Origin of the sequence: Tenacibaculum sediminilitoris (assembly GCF_964513795.1) — a bacterium.
Taxonomy (GTDB): domain Bacteria; phylum Bacteroidota; class Bacteroidia; order Flavobacteriales; family Flavobacteriaceae; genus Polaribacter; species Polaribacter sediminilitoris.
On record NZ_CAZEQR010000004.1, the window covers coordinates 1 to 25,004 of the forward strand.

Here is a 25,004-nt window from a genome sequence, read left to right on the forward strand (position 1 = left end):
ATTTATAAATGTAATAATGGAAAGGAACTTAAACAATTAATTAAAGAGTCTATAAATACATATAATAACAAAAGACCACATTTAAGTCTTAACATGAAAACACCTAACTTTGTACATAACAAAAAAACCAGAGAAGTTAACTTCTCTGGTTCAATATAATTTTTTAAATAACTGTCAACCTATTTTAGGACGACTCACATGTTTCTTGTTTTTAACAATATATTAACATAAAATATATTACTATGAAAACACCTAAGAAAAATGCTAAAATGCAATTAGAAAAATTTTCAACTATTTTTACTCAGTTAGGATTAGTATTAACTCTGTTTGTAGTTTTTCTTGTTTTGGAGCACGAAACAGCGAAAGATATTGCAATGATTAAAACTTCAAATGCTCAAGTCTATGAGAAAGTTTACACCTTTGATAAGCCTGTAATTATAAAAAAAGAAGTAAAACAGTCTGAAGAATTAAAGAAAAAACGTGTAATTAAAGACCTATCTAAACCTAAAGAGGTAGATGATAAAACTGAAGTTGCTACAGTAATAGATTTGCTTGTAGAAGATACATCTATTGATATAGATAAAGTTCCAGAGTCAAAAGAAATTGAAATAATAAAAGATACTGATGACCCTGTTTCAATTAAAAATGTGCAAAATGCTCCTGTTTTTAAGGGTTGTGAGGGACTATCAGAAGAAGAAAATATAAAGTGTTTTGAAAGGAAAATACAGCAGCATATACAGCGTAACTTTAAATTAGAATTAGCGCAAGAAGTTGGGTTAAGTTCAGGGAAATATAAAATATTAACACAGTTTATTATTGATAAAAATGGAGAAGTAATTGATGTTAAAATTAGAGCTCCTCATTCTGAACTAGAAAAAGAAACAAAAAGAGTGGTAGGTAAAATACCCAACTTTACCCCAGGAAAACAAAATAATAAAAGAGTAAAAGTAAGGTATATTTTACCTATCACTTTTAAAGTTGAATAGAATGATAAGTAAAGAATAGATAACGTGTTTGTACTAAGCATAAATGCTATTTGAAAAACAGTAAATTAAATAAACATTAAGTTAGAGTTTAAAAATAGAAAAAAATCAAAAAAATATTTGAGAAAATAAAAATCTTATTTATATTTGAATAGTGGTTTTTTAAACCACTTTCTTTTTCTTTTTCATAGCAATTTTTCCCACTCAATATTGAGTGGGTTTTTTTATGTTTAATTCCCAAAAGAGAAAAGAATATAAAACCAAATATTCTAGTGCAATAAACCAAAGGTTTTCTTTCCATGGAGAGTTCGCATACGCTTGATAACTCAGTATAACAACTAAGCTCCACAATACAGCATAGCGGTACTGAGTAAATACTGATAAGATTAAAAGAGTTGCAATATACCAAGGATGCATAGTTGTTGTAAAAAAATAATAAAAAGATAAAGCAAATAGCATACTTACAATTAACTGTTTTGTAGACTTGTTTTTTTTGAAAAAAGTAAGAATCAATAAAAAGCAAACGGTAAGAATAGGTATTATCTTACCAATAATGGCAATCTCATTATAGCCTCTAAATAGATAACCAATTTCTCTAGCTAAATAGTAAAAACTAGCATTAAACTCAAAGTTTTTAAACCATAAGCCAACAGAGTTGGTGTAGTTTGAAATTAATTCAGGAGAGTAGAAAGGAAGAAAAAATAGAACAATTGTAAGAACTACAGTTCCATAAAAGAATGCTAATTTTTTAAATCCTTTAAGGAGTGAAAAATTATTCTTTACAAACCATTGAAAAAATAAAGGTAAAAAGAGCAAAGGAATTAGTTTTACAGAAACCGAACAAGCCAGTAAAATAGCTGCTAAAAACCACTTTTGTTTATGTAGCGTATAAATACTCCAAACCAAAAAGAACAACATTACAGGTTCAAAATGTAAGTTTCCAGTAAGTTCAATTATCACAAAAGGATTTAAAATGTATAGAAAAATGTTTTTAACAGGTAATTGTAGCCTTTCTAAAAGCTTTTTTCCGAAGTATAAAATACCTATATCAGCCAAAATAATCAACACTCTCATTACAACAACACTCCCTATAATGCTGTTTTTAGCAAAAAAGGCAGCTATTAAAAAACATAACTGATTAATTGGAGGGTAGTTGGTGTAATGACTTCCATTTAAAACTCCCATACCCTCATACAACTCCTTAGCTTGGTTAATAGGGTAGTTCTGCTGCTCAATAAATGTTTGAGGTAAGTATAAATAAGGGTTCAATCCTTCTAAAATCATACGACCATCCCAGATAAAGCGATAAAAATCTTGTGATAAATTAGGAGTAGCAAAAAAGAAAACAAACCGAAATAAGACTGCAATTCCTACTAAATAAGCAAACGATAATTCTTTATCACGTAGAAGAGCAAAATAACAAGCAAATAGGCTAATCCAGAGAAAAAGTAATTTGTTAAATTCGGTACGTTCAATTGTATAGGCAAATAAAAAATAAAGAACTACACTAACAAAGGTTAGTATAATTGAGCTATATTTTTTTAAAAAAGACATTTAAGCTTTTGAGAAAATCGATTTAAAAAAGACATACCCAAAACCAACAAATAACATTAAATGAAAGGGGAATAAACCAAAGTCTCCACCCTGATCACCAACAGTAAAAGCACTATACATACCGAAAGCAAAGTATAAAGCTAATAAACCTTCTATAATTACATGTAAAGAAGGTCTTTTACGGATGTATTTATTATTTTTCCAGCTATCTTTTAATGATTTAATATTGAACTTAGGTGTTCTTACAAACTCACTTTTTTTACCTAAATGCCCCTCTAAAACAGCAATTGTATTGTGTAAAGAAAAGCCCATAGCGATAGAGAAAAAAGCAAAAAAAGCACCTATGTATTTGATGAAATTCCAGAAGCCACCCCCGTAAGTTCTTTTATACATAAACCAGTAACAGATAAAGAAAATTAAGGTACTTACAATGAAAAAGCTCATTACTAAAAAATATATTTTTAAATGAGCATATTCATTTTTAATATATAGCATCGGTATGCTTAATACAGCAACTAAAAAGATACAAGTAAACATTGAACTATTTAGTAGATGTAATGTGCCATGAAGTTTAGTTTTAAGAGAAATGTTATTACTAGTAATTATTCTCTTTAACATTTTTTGAAAATTCTCAGCACCTCCTTTATTCCATCTAAATTGTTGTGAACGAGCAGCACTAATTACTACTGGTAATTCAGCAGGAGTAACAACATCTTCTAGGTATTTGAATTTCCAGTTTTTTAACTGAGCGCGATAGCTTAAGTCTAAATCTTCAGTTAAAGTGTCACCTTCCCAATTTCCAGCATCGTAAATACATTCTTTACGCCAAATACCAGCAGTACCGTTAAAATTGATAAAATGTCCTTGACTATTTCTTCCTACTTGCTCTAAAGTAAAATGTGCATCTAAAGCAAAAGCTTGAATTTTTGTTAAGGTAGAATAATTTCTATTAATATGTCCCCAACGAGTTTGAACTACACCTATTTTAGAATCTTTAAAATGGGGAACAGTTTTTAATAACCAATTTTCTTTAGGTAAAAAATCGGCATCAAAAATAGCAATGAACTCACCTTTGGCTGTTTTAAGTCCTTCTTTTAAAGCACCAGCTTTAAACCCTTGGCGGTTCTCACGTCTAATATGTTGAATGTTTAAACCTGTTTTTTGAAGCTCTTCAATTTGTGTAGCTGTACTTTCAACTGATTCATCGGTAGAGTCGTCTAACACTTGAATTTCTAACTTTTCACGCGGATATTCTAGCTTAGCAATGTTGCTTAACAAACGCTCCATTACGTAAAGTTCATTATAAACAGGTAACTGTATAGTTACATATGGAATTTTTTTAATATCAGATAAATCTAGTGTAGGTAGGTTTTCTTTTTTTTTCTGAGCTTTTAAATAATTGATAAGCAGGTTTAGCTGTGCTATGGCATATACCAATATAAGTACTAACGATATGGTGTATAGCGTAATTATTATGTATTCTAAAACCATTATTTAAAGCTATATTTAAAGATCCAACCTAAAATTTTTATGCCGGCTAATATACTACCTTTTACAGTTCCTGAAACTTTTGATACCCCTATTCTATTTCTGTATTTCATAGGAATTTCTGTATAAGTTAATTTTTGTTTTAAAGCTTTTAACTGCATTTCTACTGTCCATCCATAAGTTTTATCCTCCATGTTTAAAGCAAGTAGTTTATCATACCTTATAGCTCTAAAAGGACCTAGATCTGTAAAAGTTGCTCCAAAAAATAACTTCATTAATGAGGTTGCTAACCAATTGCCAAAAACTTGTTGAGGAGTCATAGAGCCTTTTTCACGTAGTCGTTGCACACGAGCGCCAATTACAAAATCAATATCATCATTTATAATTGGAGCTACAAGTTCGGTAAGTTGCTCAGGATAATCGGAATAATCTCCATCTAAAAAAACAATAACATCTGGTTTCTCATTTTGTTTAATAATATATTCCATTCCTTTCAAACAGGCATAACCATATCCTTTTCTATCTTCAGTAAGTACAGTAGCTCCTGCATTTTTAGCATTAACTTCAGTGTTGTCTGTTGAATTATTACTAATAACAATTACCTCGTTTACTAAGGAAGGAATATCATTAATTACATGGACAATAGAATCTTGCTCATTGTATGCGGGGATGATAACTTTTATAAGTAGATTCATTAATTACTTTAAATCGTTGAGACTGTTTTCTTTTGCAAAAGAAGACAAATTATTCCATTCTTTTAACTTTATTCCTTTTATAAATTTTATAGCTTTTGTTAATTTATGTTTCTCGTATAACAAACAGTATCCGTTTTTTTTATTGTTTTTGATTTGACACTTTTGATAAACGTTTCCTTTATTACTATATAAAACCCACCACTTATTTCGAATACCATTAACAAAGTGTCCTTCTTTTTCTTTAGAGGAATTTTCACGGTAAAAATACCAGTACTTTACTGGAATATTCTTTTTAAAGCGTCCTTCTTTTTTTTTATTTCCATTTTTATAGTAGAAAATCCAATAATCGATTTTTTTATTTTTTTCAAGCCACCCTTCTTCTTTTAGTGTTCCGTTTTCATAGAATGATTTATGATAAACTCTTTGTCCGACTAAAGAGAACGTAATAAAAAGGCATAGTATGAAAACATTATTTTTCATTTACTAATTTCATTAAATCTACATCGTTACCTAATAAAATTTCTGTTGGGTTTATACGTCCTTTTTCTGGACCGTTTTCTAATTTTAATACTCCACGAGGGCATACAGCTGAACATACTCCGCACCCAACACAACTAGCACGTACTATATTTTCTCCTTTTTGGGCGTATGCTCGTACATCAATACCTTGCTCGCAATACGTAGAACAATTTCCACAAGAAATACATTGTCCGCCATTGGTAGTAATTCTAAATCGAGATTTAAAACGTTGTACAATTCCTAAATAAGCGGCTAGAGGACAACCAAAACGACACCAAACACGATTTCCGAAAATTGGATAAAACCCAGTACCAATAACTCCTGCAAACCAAGCCCCTATTAAAAAGCTATACGTGTCTTTAATCCATTGAGAGTTAATTCCAAGGAAAGATTGTGTTCCAGTAAAATAACAGTACAAAGTTACAATGGTCATTATTAAAGAAAATACCAAGACACTATGTATTAACCAACGCTCCAATTTCCATGCATTCAAGCTTTTATTGGAATGTTGACGGTATGGGTCGCCTAAAGTTTCTGCTAAACCACCACAACCACAAACCCAAGAGCAATACCATCTTTTCCCAAAGAAATATACCATTACAGGAACAATAATAAGCGTAAGTACAATACCCCAAACTAAAATAAACAAACCAATAGCTCCACTATTTCTTAAACTATCTAAATTCCATTCAAAAAAGAAGTCATAGTCTAACGGAAAAGCATTTTTAAAATCATACCCAGGCATATTTAAACTGGTCATGATTTCTGGAATAAGGAAGGCAAATACAATTTGAAAGAATAAAACAGAAGTTGTTCTAATAACTTGATATTTGTTGTGTCTGTATTTTATATACATTCTCACTCCCATTACTAGCATAATTACACAGTATAAAAAACCATATACAAACCATTGGCTAGCTTCTCCGCCGTTTAAAAATTTGCTAATAGGGTCTAATATAAAAGTCCAGTTCACCACATAATCAGGAAAAAAGTAAAGTAATAAGTAAAAAGTAACTAAGTAAATTAAAACTAACCAAGCTACCCAGCCTCTATTTGTACTTGCTTCTAAATAAATTCCGTTATTTTTTATTCCTTTAGGTCCTAATAAAATAAAATTAGGAAGTATAAATAATAGTGCTCCGAAAATACCTAAACCAAAAGTGAGTAACCATAGTAAACCCGAGTTGTTTTTGACAAAACTATTCCCTGATTTTTTAGCTAATTCATAACTTAATGTATGAGGTTTCCCATAAATTAAATATTGATATTGCTCCCCTTTTTTATCCCAGTTCTTTTCGGCATCGTATTTAGTAATTAAGGCATTATAATGGTTGTTTGATGATTCGTAAGCGTTTCTAACTCGACTAGAAAATTCAAAAATATGTAAGCTTTTATCAGTTACAATAGCTTTGCTAAGTTCATTTTTTATGATTTCACTTTTGTATCCTTTTTCAGTAATAAAATTATCTAATTCTGATTGGCTTAAGCTGAAAGAACCTGTAAAAATTACTCCTGAAAAAATGATTAACCCTATTAAGAATAGTAGTAAACCTATTTGTTTTATTATTTTCATACTAAACTCTGCTAAAAATTCGCTTCCAGTTTTTCTTTTTTAATTGAATATTGGTGTTGTTTTCTTTGTTGAATTTAGCTACAATTTCTGACTCGTGTAGCTTGTAAAATTCAGGGTCGAAGTTAGCGTCTGCTAAATGCTCTAAAACATAGGCTATGGAGCGATTTTTATTCAAAACTTTATCAAAAAATTCATGACGCATTCGTATTCCCATAGTATTTATACCAATAAATTTCTGTGTTTTTTTATTGTAATTAATTCGAATACATTTTTTACTACTTTCGTGTTCCCAATAAAAATGGGCTTCATTTTCTTTAGGTTGTGGCCATACCCAACCATAGGTTTGGTATTCAATATCAATAAACTTTGCCGAGTTAAACCAATGTCCTGGTTTATATTGAATTCGGTTGCCACAAATAGTTTGTGCAACAGTTTCACCCATCATTCTACCAGTGTACCAAACAGCTTCTATGGGGCGACGTAGACCAATTGCTTCATGTTGTTCTGCACAATCACCAATAGCATACACATCTTTGATATTGGTTTCTAAAAAATGATTGACTTTAACTCCCCTACCAAGCTCAATTTCTGAGCCTTTTAAAAAATCAACATTTGGAGAAACACCAGCAGTCAAACCAACAACATTACAAGGTATTTCTTCACCAGTTTCTTCAATAATTACAGATGTAACTTGTCCTTTTTTATCGGATTTTATTTCCTTTAGATTTACACTTAAACGTAAATCGATATGATTTTCTATAATTTCACGATTTATCATGGCAGATTCTTCCATGGGTAGCACTTTGTCCCAAAAACTATCTTCTCGAACTAAAAAGGTTACAGGAATATTTCTGCTATGAAGCATTTCGGCAAGTTCAATACCAATTAAACCTCCACCAACAATAACAGCTCTTTTACATACTTTGTTGTTGGGTGCATATTGTTCAAGAGCCTCTAAATCTTGTTTATGATACATTCCCATAACACCTTTTAAGTCTTGTCCAGGCCAACCAAACTTATTAGGTTTAGAGCCAGTGGCTATAATTAACTTATTGTAAGACAATTTTTCTCCAGTACTAAAGGCTATTTCTTTTTTTGAAGAATGCACTTTTGAAACAAAACCTTTTTTAAGGTTGATTCTATTTTTCTTCCAAAACCAAGATTCGTAAGGTTGTGTATGTTCAAATTTCATGTGTCCCATGTACACATACATTAAAGCAGTTCTTGAAAAGAACTCATCAGCCTCAGAAGAAATAATGGTAATTTTTTTGTCTGATAATTTTCTGATATGCCTTGCGGCTGTAACTCCAGAAATTCCATTACCAATAATAACAACGTGCTCCATAAATGTTGATTTGCAGTTTAGGTCGTTGCTAAAGTTAAGAACTTAATAAAGGAATTAAATTTAGAATGAATTTAAATAATAAACTTTTGTAAGTGGATGTTTTTTGTTACGACCTATAGCTTAACATAAAAATTAATGGTATGAAACGACAGATACTAAGCCTTTCAATATTTTTCTTCTTTCTAGTACAAATTTCAAATGCTCAAGATGATAAAGTAGAAAAATCAAACATTCAAACATATACGCCATCTAAGCTTTTAAATAATGGACAATGGGATATTAAATGGTTTAATAATTTGTATACAGAGACAAAATTTGCAGATGCAAATAGTAATACTAAGTCAAAACTAAGAGAAAACTACTTTACTTCAACGTTGGAAGCTTTCACAGGAACCTCTAAAAACAACCGTATTAATGTAGGAGCAATTGTAGAGTTTCGTTCTAATACGATTGAAGGACGTCAAGCATTATCAGTATTTAGTTTGAAAGATAATCCAAATTCTGAAAGAAAAGGAATTACTTCAATTGCGCCAGCAGTAAAGTTTCAACCACTAAAAAATGTTGGAAACTTTTCTGTTCAATCAGCAATACACATTCCTTTAGTTAGTAATGAAACAGAAAATGGTGTATTTTTAGATCAAACAGCTTGGGCTTTTCAAAATCGGTTTTTTTATGACTATACTTTTTCTAGTGGTAAATGGCAGTTGTTTACAGAATTAAATACTGAGTATAATTTTGGTAATGATGACAGTTTTGCTAATAATACTTTTGTGTTAGTTCCAGGACTTTTCTTAAGTTATTTTCCAAATGATAAATCTACAGTATTGGCTTTTACGCAGCACTCACAGAGATTTGGAGACTTTACACAAGATTATACTGCATTAGGTTTAGGAGGAAAATATCAAATTACGAAGGTTTTAAATTTAGAGTTGTTGTATAGTAATTTTGTAAGAGGAACAAACAATGGATTAGGAGAAAGCTTTAACTTAGGTATTCGAGCATTATTTTAAAAATAGTAAATTAGAGGAGTCATGAAAACTCTAAAACTCCTTTTTTTAAGCTTTATTCTGTTTTGTAGCTCTTGTACAAGTCAGTCAAAAAAAATAAACGGTATTAGCTTTGTTGCTTCTTCAAAAGAAGTAACGAATCAACATCTTCATCATGTAAAAAAGGTATCAGCAAATTATGTTGCATTGATGCCTTTTGCTTTTGTTAAAAGTTTATCATCTCCAAATGTGATTTATAATTCCAAGAATCAATGGTTTGGAGAAACAAAAGAAGGTGTAAAACAATATGCTAAAGAGTTTCAAAAAGGCAATATAAAAAGCATGTTAAAACCTCAAATTTGGGTTTGGAATGGTGCATATACAGGAACTATAAAAATGAATTCCGAAAAAGAATGGAGAGCATTAGAACAATCTTATGAAGAATTTATTCTTGTTTTTGCAGAAGTAGCAGAAGAAATTAATGCAGAAATTTTTTGTATTGGTACAGAGTTGGAACAGTTTGTAAAAAATAGACCTGAGTACTGGAAAAAACTCATTAAAAAAATCAGAAAGGTATACTCGGGAAAATTGACCTATGCAGCAAACTGGGATGAATTTAAACGAATAGATTTATGGAAAGATTTAGACTTCATAGGAATTGATGCTTATTTTCCGTTAAGTGATCAAAAATCTCCAAGTATTGAAGACTTTGAAAAAGGTTGGCAACCTCACAAGAATGAAGTTATTGAAATTCAAAGTAAGTTTAATAAGCCTGTTTTATTTGCTGAGTACGGATATAGAAGTGTTGATTTTACAGGTAAAGAACCCTGGAATTCAAATAAAATTGATGGAAGTGTAAATTTAGCAAACCAAGAAAAAGCGTTACAAGCCTTGTATAATCAGTTTTGGAAAGAAGATTGGTTTGCTGGCGGTTTTGTTTGGAAATGGTTTCATAATCATAAGAATGTTGGAGGACAAGAAAACAATAGGTTTACACCTCAAAATAAACCTGCAGAATTGACTATAAAAAAGATGTATGAAAGCAGTAAATAAGAATCATAAAAGCATACACCTGTTTTTGTTTAAAATAATAATTTTTGTAATGTTTTGGTTGTCTCTAAACTGTTATTCACAAGAGAAAAGAATAGAGAAAATCACTTTCTCTGGAGCTGAAAAAACAAAAACACATGTTCTAAAGAAAATACTAATCTCAAAAGAAGGTGGAATACTAGATTCTATTATGTTGAATCAAGATATGATTCGATTAAAACGCTTACCAGCAATTTCTAATGCAAATTTCCAAACATCTTGTGCTAATAACAAATGTGATGTTGTTGTAACTGTAGAAGAGAATTTTACCATAATCCCAGAAGTCAATTTTCATAAAACTATTAATCAGAAACTAGCTTACAGAATAGGAGTAGGTGAATATAATTTTTTAGGAAGGAATATTATTTTAGGTGGATTTTATCAATACAACGGATTTGATTCTTACGGAGTTAACTTTAGGGCCCCTACTTTATTTTCAGCAAAATGGGGAGTATCATTGAATCATCAAAATTGGACAAGTGAAGAACCGTTGTATTTTGATGGTGAGTCGGCTAATTATAAGTATCAGAATATTTCTTATGAAGTTTTGGTGTTATATCAATACGATTTTAAAAATCAGTTACAGTTCGGAATTAATTTTTTTAAAGAAAAGTACAACTACTTAAATGGAAGCGTATCACCTGAGGTTCCTAACCAACTAGATGTAAACAAAAAGCTATTGAAGTTAATTTATACTTTTAATGATTTAGATTACAATTACCAATATATAAACGGATTTAAAAATGAGTTTCACGGACAGTATGTGACATCTGAAAATGAATATCAGGATGACTTTTTGATTTTTTGGAATGACTTTTTTTATTTTAAAAGACTAGGAGAAAAAGGGAATTGGGCAAATAGATTACGTATTGGTTTGTCATCTAACGATGATACTCCATTCGCTCCTTTTGCGTTAGATAATAACTTAAATTTAAGAGGTGTTGGTATTTTGGTTGATAGAGGAACAGGAAGTATTGTGTGGAATACTGAATACAGGCACACGCTATATGAAAAAAAATGGTTTGTTATTCAAAGTAATGTGTTTGTAGATACAGGAACCTGGCGTAATCCGGGAGGAAGTTTTAGTGACTTTACCGATAGTAATAATGTAAAAGTGTATTCTGGTATCGGCTTACGTTTTATCAATAAAAAAATATTTAATGCAATTTTTAGGATTGACTATGGGCATGGGCTTACAAAGAATGCATCAAAAGGATTTGTATTTGGAATAGGGCAATATTTCTAACCTGTAAGTTTAGATACTAAAAAAAGCGAGGTTTATAATTTAAACCTCGCTTTTAATTACTCTTTTATAGAAGAATATTTTTATTTTTTCTTTTGGTGTACTAATTTCATTTCATCAATTAAGTGTTTTGCCCCTGCATATTTATCAACAATAAATAATACGTAACGAACATCTACCATAATATTTCTACAAATTTCAGGATCGTAATTCATATCGCTCATCGTTCCTTCCCATACGCGATCAAAGTTTAACCCAATAAGATTTCCTTGAGCGTCAATGGCAGGACTACCAGAGTTACCCCCTGTTGTATGGTTAGTTCCTAAGAAACAAACAGGCACTTTTCCGTTTTTATCGGTGTACTGACCAAAATCTTTAGCATCGTATAAATCACGTAATTTTTGAGGAACGTCAAACTCATAATCTCCAGGTACATATTTTTCAATAACACCATCTAAATAACTTACAGGATTATAGTATACGGCATCTCTTGGTGAATACCCACGAACTTGGCCATAGGTAACACGTAAGGTACTGTTAGCGTCTGGAAAATAACGAGCATTTGGTAATGCTTCCATTAATGCTTTCATATACGTTTTTTGTAAAGTGCTAATAGGCTGGTTTTTTTGTTGAAATTTAGGGTTTATTTTAGTGTAAAACTCCTCAATCATTGGTTTTGCATACTGGTAAGCAGCATCTTTGTTTAAGTTTTTTACCACTTTTTTAGCATTTCCTTCTAATAATTGTAGGGCTTTGTCTAAATCAGTAAAACTAGTTTTATCATAAATTGATGCATCTATATTTTCAGCATTGTATAAAGGCATTACATTTTTAAACACACCTTTATCTACATTTACATCAAAGTTTTTGTGAATTCCTTTAATTTTATTAATCAATGAAGTTTTGGCTTCTTCAAGTTTTTCAGGTTTGTTTAAAGCTACTTGTTCTAATTGATAAGCTCTAAAAGTCATTTGCATCAACTCGTTAGTAACCAAGAAAACTTCAATAAAGTTTCTTCTTTTAATGTTGATACCAGCAAAATCATCATATAATTTTTCGAATTCAGGAAGAATATTTCCGTAGTTTTTTTCTAACCCTTTTTCTTTTAATGCTTTTTTGAAAGTAGCTTCAAAAGCTTGACGCTCTGCAATAGCATTACTCTTTTTAATTCCTAAATTTTCACCAATCCATTTTTTCCAAGCGTTTGCAATACGTGCTTGCTTTGAAGCGTATTTAATACGAACAGCATCGCTTGCTTTCATTTGTGCATCAATTTCTTTTAACGCAGCTTCTCTAATAGCAATGTTACTTGGGTTAAACTCTTGTGTAATGTGTTTAATAGCAACGGCTGGTAAATACTCGTTGGTACGTCCAGGAAAACCAAAAACCATGGTGAAATCACCTTCTTCAATTCCGTCTAAAGAAACAGGTAAAAAGTGTTTTGGTTTGTAAGGAAGGTTGTCTTTGCTGTACTTAGCAGGACGATTGTTTTTGTCAGCATAAATTCTAAATAATGAAAAATCTCCCGTATGACGAGGGAAAACCCAGTTATCAGTATCACTACCAAATTTTCCAATACTACTTGGTGGAGCACCAACTAAACGAATGTCTTCAAATTTTTCAGTAACAAATAAGAAATATTGGTTTCCTTTATAAAAAGGCTTAACCTTAATGCCTTGCCAAGTTTCTTTTTGTGCTGATTTAGTAATTTTATTGATGTTTTTATCAATTGTTGATTGTTTTTCACGTTCAGTCATTGTATTAGTAACACCATTTAATGCTTTGGTAGTTACATCATCAATTCGAACAATAAATTCAACATATAACCCTTTATTAGGCAATTCTTCTTTTTTACTCATTGCCCAAAAACCATCTTTTAAATAATCGTTTTCAAGAGAGGAATGTGACTGAATTTGTCCAAAACCACAGTGGTGATTGGTTAAAATTAATCCTTCAGGAGAAATTACTTCACTGGTACAACCTCCATTAAAATGTCCAATAGCATCTTTCAAACTAGAGTTGTTTACATCGTAAATGTCTTTTGCAGTAAGTTTACTTCCTAAAGAGGTCATTTCTTGTTCGTTCATTCCTTCTAAAAGTGAAGGAATCCACATACCACCTTGTTGTGCAGTAACCTGAACGACAATAAATAGGAATAGAATTTTTATATACTTCATCTGTTTATTTTTAAAAAGCTAAAGATACAAATAGGCAGTAGAACAGCTAATTGAAAGTATGAAGTAATAGGTTAAAAAAGACTTAAAATATTATTTTTTTCCTATAGGATAGAGTTCTTGGTGAATAAAATCCTTTGGAAATTTTTCATCTCCTTCAAAACCTAACTCAATATCACGTCCGTTGTAAGGAATGTAGTTGGTTTTAAAAATATAGTCCCAAATACTTAAGGTAATTCCAAAGTTGACACCCATTTTTTTTTCTGGCGGAAGTTCTTTTGCGTGATGCCAAATATGCATTCTTGGATTATTTAAAATATATTTTAACCAACCGTAATCCCAGTTTATATTGGCGTGATTTAAGTGTCCGATAGTAATGTTAAAAAAATGCACAATGGCTACGTCTTGTGCTGTAAACCCACCCATAATAGCCAGCGGAATATACTTCATAGAGTTATATACTACGGGCTCCATCCAATGGTAACGAAGGTGCGCAGCAAACCCCATTTGTTTTACAGAATGATGTACTTTATGAAAGTTCCATAAAAACTCATAACGATGTAGTAAGGTGTGTGTAAACCACTGCACAAAATCAATAATGATAAAAAATACGGTGATTCTTGCCCAATAAGGAAAAGTATTAATATCAAACAATTGAAAACTAGCAACAGATAACCCCACTAAACCTAATACATCATCAAACAATTGCTCTGCTGTGTTTGATAAGGCAATAAGTACAATAAGGTTTAACAAAAAGAAATTAAAAAACATGTAAAATGTATCCAACCAAAAATCTTTACGGAATAAAGGTTGATTTTTACGCCATGGAAAGATGATTTCTAACCCCCAAACAATAAGAGAAATTATAATTAAACCATAAAAATAATTTTCCCAGTTTAACTCCATAAGTATTGACTGCTTAATGTAGTTCCAGTAGCCAGTGTATGAGTTTTTTATAATATCTATATATGTATCCATAAATGATTTAAAAATAGTAATTGTAAAATATAAATTAGTTAAACTATTTCTAAGATTTTAAAAATTACTTTATAGTTTGTTTGTAATAGCAGTAAATTCCTGCCCAGCATTCATTTTAGCAATTTTTTTACTCATAGTTTCACCTACATTTTTGCGTTTAATAATTCACCTAAAGTTATTATTTACACCATTAATGTATGAAAGAAAAGAAGTAGCCATAAAAAGTAGTATAAAAATCATGAGTTTCATTTAAGTATTGTTCTTTTGGTGATAGAATTAAATTAAACTTACATGCATAAAATTAAACAGCCATCAAAATATTTTGATGGCTGTTTAAAAAGGTGCTAAAAATAAATAAATTACTTTTTATTAGCTTCTTTAATATATTTCTCTAGAGCCATTGTCATTGAAGGCGTTTCAGGAGTTGGTGCAGCAATATCTACGCGTAACCCTCTATCTTCAACAGCTTTAATGGTAGTGTTTCCAAATACAGCTATTCGAGTATTGTTTTGTTTAAAATCAGGAAAGTTTTCAAATAAACTGTCAATTCCTGATGGGCTAAAGAATACTAAAATATCATAAAAAACATCTTCTAAATCAGATAAGTCACTAACTACAGTTCTGTATAAATCAGCACGTTTCCAATCAACTCCTAATTTATTTAATTCTTCAGGGATTAAAGGCTTTAACTTATCTGAAGATGGAAGTAAAAACTTTTCATCTTTATGTTTCTTAATTAACTTGGTTAATTCAGGAAACGTTCTGCTACCAACATAAATTTTACGTTTACGATATACAACGTATTTCTGTAAGTAGTAGGCAACAGCTTCAGACTGACAGAAATACTTCATGTCATCAGGAACGGTAAAACGCATTTCTTCAGCTATTCTAAAAAAATGATCTACAGCATTTCTACTCGTAAGTATAATAGCTGAATAATTATTTAAATCTACTTTTTGAGCCCTTACTTCTTTAACAGGAATTCCCTCGACATGGATAAACGAGCGAAAGTCAACCTTAACCTTTTGTTTTTCTGCTAAGTCAAAATATGGCGACGTTTCTGTCTTTGGTTTTGGTTGAGAGACTAAAATAGTTTTCACTTTCATAAAGATTCTCTTTATTACGTTGTTGTTTTATAAAGAATTAATAGCGGTGCTATTTCAAGGATGCAAAAGTACAAAATAAAATAAAACAACTTACTAATAACAAGCTTTTTATTATTTGTTAGAATTAAAAAAGCTCTAAAAATAAGTAAGATGCTAAAAGAAGAAATTAAAAAAATCTTATTAGAAAAAGTATACTGATAAAATATTATAATAGGGAGTAACCATAAACAAAGAACATATAAGTACCCTGACTTTATGTACAAAAAATAATTTATGATGGATGACAAACCCAAAATGTTGGCCAATACATAATCAATTAAAAATCGAGCAGAAAAATATAAAACTGTAAAAATAAGTACTCCTAAAAAAGCTAAAAAACTTTGCGAATATTTATCTGATAATAAGGTTAAAAACAAAAACAACGAGATTACAAGCATTGAATAAGCGAATAAAAGCAGCCTAAAAGGAGAAAAAAAAGAAGCACCTTCTTCAATTCTTTTATGAAAAAAACCAGGTGTAATAAATGCAATTGCATATCCATACAACTTGGTAGGTTTAAGCGACTTCATCATAGCTAATAGCACAATAGCTAATACTATAACTAAAGCAACCCAACTATCATTATTCGTAATTCGTTCTATTGCTTGCAATGGTCTTTATCCTTTTAATTAATACAAAATTAGTAATAAATAAGTGTATCTTTGCCCAGAATTATATGAAAATTACATGAAGTCAGATGCTTTAGTCATAATTCCAACGTATAACGAAAAAGAAAATATCGAAGCTATTATTCGAGCAACTTTTAGTCAAGAAAAGATATTTCATGTATTAGTTGTAGATGATAACTCCCCTGATGGAACTGCAAAAATAGTAGAAAACTTACAAAAGGAGTTTCCAAATCAGCTTTTTATTGAAAAAAGAACTGGAAAAAGTGGTTTAGGTACTGCTTATATTCATGGGTTTATGTGGGCTGTTTCAAAGAAATATGATTACATTATAGAGATGGATGCCGATTTTTCACACAACCCTAATGATTTAATTCGTTTATACAATACCTGTAAAGAAGAAGGAGCAGATGTTGCAATAGGATCAAGATATTCGGCAGGAGTAAATGTAGTAAACTGGCCAATGAGTAGAGTGCTGTTATCGTATTTTGCCTCTAAATATGTACGGTTAATAACTCGAATGCCAATTCATGATACGACTGCTGGTTTCGTATGCTATAAAAGAAAAGTATTAGAAACTATTAAACTAGATAAAGTAAAATTTGTAGGCTATGCATTTCAAATAGAAATGAAATACAAAGCGTGGAAGCATGGGTTTAATATCAAAGAAGTTTCGGTTATTTTTACTGATAGAGTTTTAGGAAAGTCAAAACTAAGTAAAGGAATTATAAAAGAAGCTGTCTTCGGTGTGATAAAAATGAGAATTAAAGGATTACCGAAATAGGATAATGACCACAATTACGATAAGAGAAGCAAGGAAAGAAGATTTAGAAATCTTGTTAGGATTTGAACAAGGTATTATAGAAGCTGAAAGACCTTTTGATTCATCATTGAAAGAAGGAAAAATTAGTTACTACAATTTGGAAGAAATGATTTTTGCTGAAAGCGTGCATTTAATTGTAGCTGTAGCTGAAGATGAAATTGTGGGGTCAGGCTATCTTAGAATAGAAAAATCTGGAAGTTATCGTAAAAATGAATTGAATGGATATATTGGTTTTATGTATGTAAAACCAAATTTTAGAGGCAAAAGAATAAGTTCACTAATTTTGGAGTCTTTAAAGGGTTGGGCAAAGAGTAAAGAATTAAAAGAACTAAGGCTAGATGTTTATAATGAGAATTTAGCAGCAATAAAATCTTATGAACGCTTTGGTTTTAACAAGAGTTTGATTAACATGAAAATGGAAATTTAGTAGAAAATGAAACAATCATATTTAATTAAAAACGCACAAATCGTTAACGAAAACAAAGTTTTTGAAGGCGATGTTTTAATAGAAGGAGAATTTATTAAGGAAATAGGTGAAAACATAATTCCTACGGATGATGTATTAATGGTAGATGCTGAAGGAAAATTCTTAATTCCTGGTATGATTGATGATCAAGTGCATTTTCGTGAACCTGGTTTAACACATAAAGCCAATATTGCTACTGAAAGTAAAGCTGCAATAGCTGGCGGAATTACGTCGTTTATTGAAATGCCTAATACGGTGCCGCAAGCTACGACTCAAGAATTACTAGCTGATAAGTTTGACATTGCAAGCAAAACCTCTTACGCTAACTATTCGTTTATGTTTGGAGGCACCAATGACAATTTAGATGAATTGTTAAAAACAAACCCTAAGGATGTTGCTGGAATCAAGTTGTTTTTAGGTTCTTCAACAGGAAACATGTTGGTAGATAACGAAGAAGTACTTGAGAAAATATTTTCATCAACCTCAATGTTAATTTCTGTACATTGTGAGGACGAAGCTACTATTAGAAAAAATACTGAAGCTTATAAAGCAACCTATGGTGATGATATTCCTATGAAATACCATCCATTAATTCGTAGTGAAGAAGCTTGTTATTTATCGTCTTCAAAAGCTATTGAACTAGCAAAAAAAACAGGAGCTCGTTTGCATGTTTTTCATTTATCTACCGAAAAAGAAACACATTTATTTAGAAATGATATTCCGTTAGAAGAAAAACAAATTACAGCTGAAGTTTGTATACATCACTTATGGTTTACTGATGCTGATTATGATACAAAAGGAACTCATATAAAGTGGAATCCGGCGGTAAAAACACAAAAAGATAAAGAGGGGTTATGGAAAGCATTGCTAGATGATAGAATTGATATTATTGCAACTGACCATGCTCCGCATACCTTAGAAGAAAAAGATAATGTGTATACCAAGGCTCCTAGTGGAGGTCCACTAGTACAACATGCAGTTACATCCGTCTTAGAAAAGGTAAAAGAAGGAGTGCTTCCAATAGAAAAAGCAGTAGAAAAGATGAGTCATAATCCAGCTAAAATCTTCAAAATTGAAAAAAGAGGATTTATAAAAGAAGGTTTTTATGCTGATTTAGTTTTAGTTGATGCGGATAAGAAATGGACGGTAAATAAAGAAAATATATTGTATAAATGTGGATGGTCTCCGTTTGAAGGTATTGAGTTTTCAAGTCAGATAACACATACATTTGTAAACGGAAATTTAATGTACCATGAAGGAGTGTTTAATGAAAAAATTAAAGGAAAACGATTATTATTCAACAGATAAATGAAGTCTTTTTTTTACACATGTATTGCATTATTTTTAATATCGTGTACCAGTAATACGATATACAAGAAACCTGAGAATTTAATACCTAAAGATTCAATGGTTTCGTTGTTAACAGATATGTATATCGCCTCTTCTGCTAAAAACCATAAAAATAAATTTTTAAAACGAGAAAAAAATTATTTTTTTTTAGTCTATGAAAAGTATAAAATTGATAGTACTCGCTTTGATATTAGTAATGCATACTATACATCTAAAGTTGATGAATATACAGAAATCTTAAAAAAAGTAAAATCGAATATTGATTCATTAAATATATTTTATAGAGAGCAACAAAAGATACAAGATTCAATAAAAAAAATAGAAAAGAAAGAAAGAATTCAAAAAGGCTCTATTCCAAAGAAGCTACAACTTAAATAAGTAAGATTTAAAAGATAAAAATAAATTAACAAAAAGAGTTTCAAGTTATTTTTGAAACTCTTTTGTTATGTTTAAGATAACAGTATCAATTGGTTCAAACTTAAAATTGAGTTGCTTTGTGATTTTTTTAGAACTATAAAATGATTTATTGTGTGCCGATTTTGCGGAGCTTTTAGTTAACAAAGGTTCTTTACCTGTTAAGACTGTTAAAAACCAATCAATTCTCCAGAAGATTGATGTAATTAGTTTGCCTACTTTTTTTGAAGGTCTTTTTTTATGTAAACTATCAGCAATGGTAAATAAAACATCTTTAAATGATTTGTTCTCTGAAACTAAAATAAAACGTTCATTTTTTATGTTAGAGTCCATCAGGTTAATCATTGCTTTTACCACATCATCTACCCCAACAAACCCAGTAACACCTTCTGTGTAAAATTTAAGATTATTATCTATTTGTGTAAACATTTTTCCAGAGCCTTCATGCCAAAAACCACCACCTAAAATAATCCCTGGGTTAACAATAACTACATTTAAACCTTCTTGGCTTCCTCTCCAGACTTCCATTTCTGCACCATATTTAGTAATTGCATAACCATGATTATCATTACTGTCTAACCATTCGTTCTCTTCATTGATAGGTTTATCATTAATGGTATCACCAACAGTAGCAATAGAACTCACAAAACAAAATTTTTTAATATTCTTGTCAAGCGCTAAATTAACTAAGTTAGCTGTTCCATCGATATTTACTTGGCGCATTTTCCTATAATCTTTAGGATTAAAAGAAACTAAAGCAGCACAATGATAAACCCGTGTAATATTATTAAATACAGGTTCTAAAGATGGTACATCGGTAATGTCAGCTTGTACCCATTCAATTTTTGAAAAATATTGTTGTACATTATTGGTGTAAAAAGAAAAGATTTTTTTTACGTGTTCACGCTTTTCTTCTGTCCTAAAAACAGCACGAATTTTCTCATTTTTTAGACTTAAATAATATAATAAATGTGAGCCTACTAAACCGGTTCCTCCTGTAACTAAAATCATAAGAGCGAATTTAGTTTTTTTTAGTTGATAAACTTATATTTGCTTCTTTAAAAACAGAATAAAATGACCAAGAATTTAGTAGAAGAATTAAGATGGCGTGGAATGATTCACGATATAATGCCAGGAACTGAAGAACAGCTACAAAAGGAAATGACAGCAGCTTATATTGGTTTTGATCCCACTTCTGATTCTTTACATATTGGAAGTTTAGTACCCATTATTTTATTGGTTCATATTGAAAAAGCTGGACATAAACCAATTGCATTGGTAGGAGGAGCAACTGGAATGATTGGTGACCCTTCAGGTAAATCTGATGAGCGTAACTTATTGAATGAAGAAGCATTGGCAAAAAATGTAACAGGAATAAAAAGAACTCTTGGGCGTTTTTTAAAATTTGATAATGGATTAGAAAACTCTCCAGTTTTAGTGAACAACTATGATTGGATGAAAAACTTTTCTTTTATAGATTTTGCCCGTGATGTAGGTAAACGTATTACAGTTAACTATATGATGGCTAAAGACTCTGTGAAAAAACGTATTTCGGGAGAATCTGGAGGAGGAATGAGTTTTACCGAATTTACCTACCAATTAATTCAAGGTTATGACTTTTACCATTTATACAAAACCTTTAACTGTAAATTGCAGATGGGCGGTTCTGATCAATGGGGAAATATTACTACAGGTACTGAGTTAGTTCGTAGAATGACACCTGGTGAAGATACAAAAGCATTTGCGGCTACTTGCCCATTAATTACTAAAGCCGATGGTTCTAAGTTTGGGAAATCTGAAGGAGGAAATATTTGGTTAGATGCAGATAAAACATCAGTTTACAAGTTTTATCAGTTTTGGTTAAATACTTCAGATGAAGATGCAGAAAAGTATATTAAAATATTTACTTTTTTAGATAAAGACACAATTGAAACTTTAATAACAGAGCATAAACAAGCCCCTCATCAAAGAGTTTTACAAAAGAAGTTAGCTGAAGAAGTAACAACTTTTGTACACTCTAAAGAAGAGTTAGATAAAGCAATAGCGGCATCTAATATTTTATTTGGTAAGTCAACAGCCGAAGATTTAAAAAGTTTAGATGAACAAACTTTTTTAGACGTATTTGATGGGGTACCACAAGCAGCGGTTACTTCAAAAGATATTACTGAGGGACTTGATATGATTGCAGCTTTGGCAGCTAAGACAGGTTTCTTAAAATCAAACGGTGATGCAAGAAGAGCATTAAAAGAGAATTCAATATCAGTTAATAAAGAGAAAGTAAATGAAGACTTTATTATTACTTCGAAAGATTTAATAGCAAATAAGTACGTACTGTTACAAAGAGGTAAGAAAAATTACTTTTTATTAAAGGTGGCTTAAGAGTAAACTCTTGTAAAGAAAAGTAAAAGCCCTTTAAAGCTTTTGTTTTTAAGGGTTTTTTGTTTAAAATATATAAACGGGGGCACTTTAATTAAGAAACAGCTTTTAGGTCAAATGTTAAAGGACATCTTTTACAGTTAATTCCCTTTTTTTGATATTTGTTACAACACTTACTTTTAGGCTTAATACAGTTCGAGCAAGCCGAACTACAAATAGTAGTTTTCTGTAATGTCTTAACCACAGTAGTTGAAGTTGATTTACTAGTTTCAGAATAAAAAACAATCATTATTTTTTCTATAAAATCTTTGCAAAGATAAGTTTTTTATTTAGAATAAATTAAAATAGAGATGAAAAGTGAATTTTTATTGTTGGCAATCAATAGAGTAACCTACAGCAAAACTTAGCACAAGGAACAATAGATGTAAAATATAGGTAGGCTATTTATTTGAATTGCAAATTTTAAGAAGATTAACTTCTGTTTTTAGAAATGAAAAACAAGATTGTATTAAAAAAAGAACAGATTTTAAGTAAGGATTCTTAAATTTGATGACAAATCCCTTAATTATTTATAAAAAATAAAAACATGGAAAAATCAATTTTATCAATTATCGTATTTGTTGTAGCGTTAGTATTTTCAAATGAAATAGTAGCACAGAAGTTTCCTGACTTAGATAAGAGTCCAATGGATGCGGCTGCATATCCAAGTAGCTATAGAATTTCAGATAAGAAAGTTAAAATTACATATAGTCGCCCACAACTAAAAGGAAGATCATTGGCAAAATTAGCTCCTGCAGGAAAAGTATGGAGAACGGGTGCTAATGAAGCTGCTGAAATTACGTTTTACAAAGATGTAATCTTTGGAGGTAAAGAAGTAAAAGCAGGAACATATACTTTATTTACAATTCCAGGAGATAAAGAATGGACGGTAATTTTAAGTACTGCTAAGAACGTATGGGGTTCTTATTTTTATAAAGAATCTGAAGATGTAGTACGTGTTAAAGGAACTGTATCAAACACAGCAGAACCAACTGAAGTTTTCTCAATAGTATTTGAAGGAGAAAATGACATTTTTAATATGTATTTAGGATGGGGTAATGTTGTAGTTACTGTACCAATTAAAGGTTAAAAAACAATAATTTAAATGAAAAAAGCATAACCAGATGGTTATGCTTTTTTCATTTTTTAAATATTTTACTCTACTAGTTCATATTTTAATTCAATATTAGAGTCCATTAAATAAGTAAAAACTATAGCGCCAAAATTAATAGGATGTTCAATATGCATTTCCAAAGGGAGTGTTAAAGAAGATTCACTTCGTGTTAACCAAATGTCATTGTAAACATGTACCAAGGTATCTAATATCAAATAATTATAACGCTCAATATTAATTGAGTTTACCGCTACCTTTTTATTTGGAAGTTGGATGGGAATAATTGTGTTTTTGTTTGATGAGACAGCTTCTCGTACATTTAAAATGGTATCAATCTCTATAAATTTGTGTTTAGGGTCAGAGATAAGATCAACAGCTAAACTCATTTTTACCAATACATTTTCTGGAATTACAGACACATCTTGTGGTAGTTGAGGTAATAAGTTAAATAAAATAGGAACATAACACTCTCTATATAATAAAGCATCTAGTGTTTCACTAAATAAAATATGATATTTTTCAGCCTCTGGTATATCAAACATAACAGCATCAGCATTGTAGTAATCCATTACGTAATTAGAAAGACTTAATTCTAGAATGAGGTTTTTAGCATATTGTATAGATTTGCTATTAATATCTAATAAAGAAAACTGTACCTCTTCTGAGGTAAAAAGGGGAGCGATTAAAGTAATGAATGGAGCATAAGGGCCACATCCAGCATAAAAAATTCGAATAGTCTCATTAGGGTGTTTTTGTTGCTTTTCTTTAATAGCCGTAACCATAGCTTTTAAAAACTGTACTGTCCGTTTATAATCTAATAAACATTGCGCTGCATGGTTTAAACCTAAAGCCTTACCTTTTACAGTGTCAACTGCAGCAAGGTGCTCTATACTGTTGTCAAAACCTGTGAGTTGAATTAATTCTTTAAAATAAACATGTATTTCGTTTATTAGATTTTCTGATTCATTTTGTGTAGTAGTATCTTTAAGTAATGTTAATACCTTTTCTTTAATATCTAAAGCAATAATAGTTTTATTCATATGTAGGTAGTTATATAGTCTCCTAAGTTATAAAAATAGAATTAGTAAAAACTTAGTTAAGTTAATTTTCTTCCTAATGCAAAATGATTCGCTTATTACTTAAAAACAGTCATTAAAGACTTTTTTTTGTTTTGGTAGTTAATAGGTTAATACTTTGCGAAAGAACAATTAAAAATTTAAAAACCTTTATTATGTCTACAAACTACACTACGCTATCTGTTACCAATCAAACTAAAAAATCAGTAGAGGTCTATGTAACTTTTGCTGCATCGAACAGTGCCAATAAATGTTGTCCATCACCTGTTGGAGTATCAGATTTTGGTTTTTTAACTAAAGTAAATAAACTAATGGGCAAATTTGAATTAGGAGCAGGAAAAACGCAAGAATTTGATTCGAAAGGGGCATGTTTTAGTGGAAATATTTGCTTTTACATAGAACCACAATGTCCAGTTCCAGGAGCAGACTTTAACCACGGAAAAGAAGGAACTAGTATCGCAGAATTTACACTAAACCCTAACACACCTTGTGCAGAAGCATTTGATATAAGCTGTGTTAATGGTGTAAATAGTTTTATTGCTATGGAAGTAGACAAAGGCGGAGGTTGGAATTACGGCCCTAACAAAACACCTATTACAAAAATTTATAATAAAGGATTACAAGAAAACTCAGGAAATCCGGGAGTATTTCCAGTAAACTGTACCGATTGTATTCAGTTAGTAGGAGATAAACCGTGCCCAATATTACCATTAGGTCCTGCACAAACAGAAAGAATTTGTAATATTCAACGATCTGGAAGAGGAGGAACGCTAAAAGTAATTTTAATAGCTTCCGTACCTTGTTAGAATAATATTAAACAACTTTTATTTCAATTTTAAACCTTACAAAGCTTAAAGGCTTGTGAGGTTTTTTTGTTTATTTAAGCTTTTATAAAGTATTAAAAAACTAAACTTTTTACTTATCAACAATAACCGTAAATTTGCATCC

Annotated in this window: 24 protein-coding genes; 12 read left to right on the plus strand and 12 right to left on the minus strand. The window is 30.6% G+C overall.

Translation table 11 applies throughout. The annotated features are described in order from the left end of the window. Window positions 1-159 (plus strand): integrase core domain-containing protein (locus ACKTSW_RS01605; protein WP_408023416.1); only part of this gene is annotated, 159 nt, incomplete at its 5' end. A gap of 83 nt (window positions 160-242) precedes the next feature. After that, a complete protein-coding gene (locus tag ACKTSW_RS01610) occupies window positions 243-986 on the plus strand; it encodes an energy transducer TonB (protein ID WP_408023526.1) in 744 nt (247 codons plus the stop codon). A gap of 201 nt (window positions 987-1,187) precedes the next feature. Here ACKTSW_RS01610 and ACKTSW_RS01615 read toward each other — a convergent pair whose 3' ends face one another. Genes ACKTSW_RS01615 through ACKTSW_RS01640 form a run of 6 tightly spaced genes read right to left on the minus strand, consistent with a single transcriptional unit; the run spans window position 1,188 to window position 8,157 of the window. Beyond that, window positions 1,188-2,537, minus strand: coding sequence for a mannosyltransferase (locus ACKTSW_RS01615; RefSeq protein WP_408023527.1), 1,350 nt, complete (start codon window positions 2,535-2,537; stop codon window positions 1,188-1,190). Beyond that, a complete protein-coding gene (locus ACKTSW_RS01620; protein WP_408023528.1) occupies window positions 2,538-4,028 on the minus strand; it encodes a cellulose synthase family protein in 1,491 nt (496 codons plus the stop codon). Then, a complete protein-coding gene (locus ACKTSW_RS01625; protein ID WP_408023529.1) occupies window positions 4,028-4,720 on the minus strand; it encodes a glycosyltransferase family 2 protein in 693 nt (230 codons plus the stop codon). The genes ACKTSW_RS01620 and ACKTSW_RS01625 overlap by 1 nt, the downstream gene beginning before the upstream one ends. Window positions 4,721-4,723: 3 nt before the next feature. After that, complete coding sequence (locus tag ACKTSW_RS01630; RefSeq protein ID WP_408023530.1) at window positions 4,724-5,200, minus strand: toxin-antitoxin system YwqK family antitoxin; 477 nt, start codon at window positions 5,198-5,200, stop codon at window positions 4,724-4,726. After that, complete coding sequence (locus tag ACKTSW_RS01635) at window positions 5,190-6,812, minus strand: 4Fe-4S binding protein (RefSeq protein ID WP_408023531.1); 1,623 nt, start codon at window positions 6,810-6,812, stop codon at window positions 5,190-5,192. Before ACKTSW_RS01635 ends, ACKTSW_RS01630 begins: the two co-directional genes overlap by 11 nt. A gap of 1 nt (window position 6,813) precedes the next feature. After that, on the minus strand, window positions 6,814-8,157 hold the full coding sequence (locus tag ACKTSW_RS01640) for an NAD(P)/FAD-dependent oxidoreductase (protein WP_408023532.1): 1,344 nt from the start codon (window positions 8,155-8,157) through the stop codon (window positions 6,814-6,816). A gap of 140 nt (window positions 8,158-8,297) precedes the next feature. Here ACKTSW_RS01640 and ACKTSW_RS01645 point away from each other — a divergent pair, with 140 nt between their 5' ends. The 3 genes from ACKTSW_RS01645 to ACKTSW_RS01655 are packed head-to-tail and all read left to right on the plus strand — an operon-like array spanning window position 8,298 to window position 11,478. Continuing rightward, the gene (locus ACKTSW_RS01645; protein ID WP_408023533.1) at window positions 8,298-9,167 is read left to right on the plus strand and encodes a transporter family protein; all 870 of its coding nucleotides are present in this window, start codon (window positions 8,298-8,300) and stop codon (window positions 9,165-9,167) included. A gap of 21 nt (window positions 9,168-9,188) precedes the next feature. Beyond that, window positions 9,189-10,196, plus strand: coding sequence for a glycoside hydrolase family 113 (locus ACKTSW_RS01650; protein ID WP_408023534.1), 1,008 nt, complete (start codon window positions 9,189-9,191; stop codon window positions 10,194-10,196). Beyond that, a complete protein-coding gene (locus ACKTSW_RS01655; RefSeq protein ID WP_408023535.1) occupies window positions 10,180-11,478 on the plus strand; it encodes a POTRA domain-containing protein in 1,299 nt (432 codons plus the stop codon). The genes ACKTSW_RS01650 and ACKTSW_RS01655 overlap by 17 nt, the downstream gene beginning before the upstream one ends. An 80-nt stretch (window positions 11,479-11,558) precedes the next feature. Here the strand turns inward: ACKTSW_RS01655 and ACKTSW_RS01660 are convergent, their stop codons facing one another. The 4 genes from ACKTSW_RS01660 to ACKTSW_RS01675 all read right to left on the minus strand — a co-directional run bounded on the left by ACKTSW_RS01660 (window position 11,559) and on the right by ACKTSW_RS01675 (window position 16,383). Then, window positions 11,559-13,652, minus strand: coding sequence for a S46 family peptidase (locus ACKTSW_RS01660; RefSeq protein WP_408023536.1), 2,094 nt, complete (start codon window positions 13,650-13,652; stop codon window positions 11,559-11,561). A 90-nt stretch (window positions 13,653-13,742) separates the two neighbouring features. Next, complete coding sequence (locus ACKTSW_RS01665; RefSeq protein WP_408023537.1) at window positions 13,743-14,627, minus strand: sterol desaturase family protein; 885 nt, start codon at window positions 14,625-14,627, stop codon at window positions 13,743-13,745. A 359-nt stretch (window positions 14,628-14,986) separates the two neighbouring features. Continuing rightward, window positions 14,987-15,733 (minus strand): uroporphyrinogen-III synthase, encoded by a 747-nt coding sequence (locus ACKTSW_RS01670; protein WP_408023538.1) that lies wholly within the window; start codon window positions 15,731-15,733, stop codon window positions 14,987-14,989. A 14-nt stretch (window positions 15,734-15,747) separates the two neighbouring features. After that, window positions 15,748-16,383: a DUF4271 domain-containing protein gene (locus ACKTSW_RS01675; protein WP_408023539.1), complete on the minus strand. Its 636-nt coding sequence runs from the start codon at window positions 16,381-16,383 to the stop codon at window positions 15,748-15,750. Between the two features lie 76 nt (window positions 16,384-16,459). On the opposite strand from ACKTSW_RS01675, the gene ACKTSW_RS01680 reads away from it, so the two are divergent. Genes ACKTSW_RS01680 through ACKTSW_RS01695 form a run of 4 tightly spaced genes read left to right on the plus strand, consistent with a single transcriptional unit; the run spans window position 16,460 to window position 19,415 of the window. Next, window positions 16,460-17,182: a polyprenol monophosphomannose synthase gene (locus ACKTSW_RS01680; RefSeq protein ID WP_408023540.1), complete on the plus strand. Its 723-nt coding sequence runs from the start codon at window positions 16,460-16,462 to the stop codon at window positions 17,180-17,182. 4 nt (window positions 17,183-17,186) lie between these two features. Continuing rightward, entirely contained in the window at window positions 17,187-17,648 is a 462-nt protein-coding gene (locus tag ACKTSW_RS01685) for a GNAT family N-acetyltransferase (protein ID WP_408023541.1), read from the plus strand. Window positions 17,649-17,654: 6 nt separating this feature from the next. Then, window positions 17,655-18,995 carry a dihydroorotase gene (locus ACKTSW_RS01690; protein WP_408023542.1) on the plus strand — a complete coding sequence of 447 codons (1,341 nt, stop codon included), beginning with the start codon at window positions 17,655-17,657 and terminating at the stop codon, window positions 18,993-18,995. Next, window positions 18,996-19,415 carry a DUF4296 domain-containing protein gene (locus tag ACKTSW_RS01695; RefSeq protein ID WP_408023543.1) on the plus strand — a complete coding sequence of 140 codons (420 nt, stop codon included), beginning with the start codon at window positions 18,996-18,998 and terminating at the stop codon, window positions 19,413-19,415. 45 nt (window positions 19,416-19,460) lie between these two features. Here the strand turns inward: ACKTSW_RS01695 and ACKTSW_RS01700 are convergent, their stop codons facing one another. Further along, window positions 19,461-20,462, minus strand: coding sequence for an NAD-dependent epimerase/dehydratase family protein (locus ACKTSW_RS01700; protein ID WP_408023544.1), 1,002 nt, complete (start codon window positions 20,460-20,462; stop codon window positions 19,461-19,463). 63 nt (window positions 20,463-20,525) lie between these two features. Between ACKTSW_RS01700 and tyrS the strand changes: the two genes are divergently transcribed. Further along, complete coding sequence (gene tyrS, locus ACKTSW_RS01705; RefSeq protein ID WP_408023545.1) at window positions 20,526-21,830, plus strand: tyrosine--tRNA ligase; 1,305 nt, start codon at window positions 20,526-20,528, stop codon at window positions 21,828-21,830. A gap of 583 nt (window positions 21,831-22,413) precedes the next feature. After that, window positions 22,414-22,956 (plus strand): DUF2911 domain-containing protein, encoded by a 543-nt coding sequence (locus tag ACKTSW_RS01710; RefSeq protein WP_408023546.1) that lies wholly within the window; start codon window positions 22,414-22,416, stop codon window positions 22,954-22,956. Window positions 22,957-23,021: 65 nt separating this feature from the next. Here ACKTSW_RS01710 and ACKTSW_RS01715 read toward each other — a convergent pair whose 3' ends face one another. Beyond that, window positions 23,022-24,020 (minus strand): SAM-dependent methyltransferase, encoded by a 999-nt coding sequence (locus ACKTSW_RS01715; protein WP_408023547.1) that lies wholly within the window; start codon window positions 24,018-24,020, stop codon window positions 23,022-23,024. A gap of 191 nt (window positions 24,021-24,211) precedes the next feature. Between ACKTSW_RS01715 and ACKTSW_RS01720 the strand changes: the two genes are divergently transcribed. Next, the gene (locus tag ACKTSW_RS01720) at window positions 24,212-24,862 is read left to right on the plus strand and encodes a hypothetical protein (RefSeq protein WP_408023548.1); all 651 of its coding nucleotides are present in this window, start codon (window positions 24,212-24,214) and stop codon (window positions 24,860-24,862) included. Window positions 24,863-25,004: the final 142 nt, after the last annotated feature.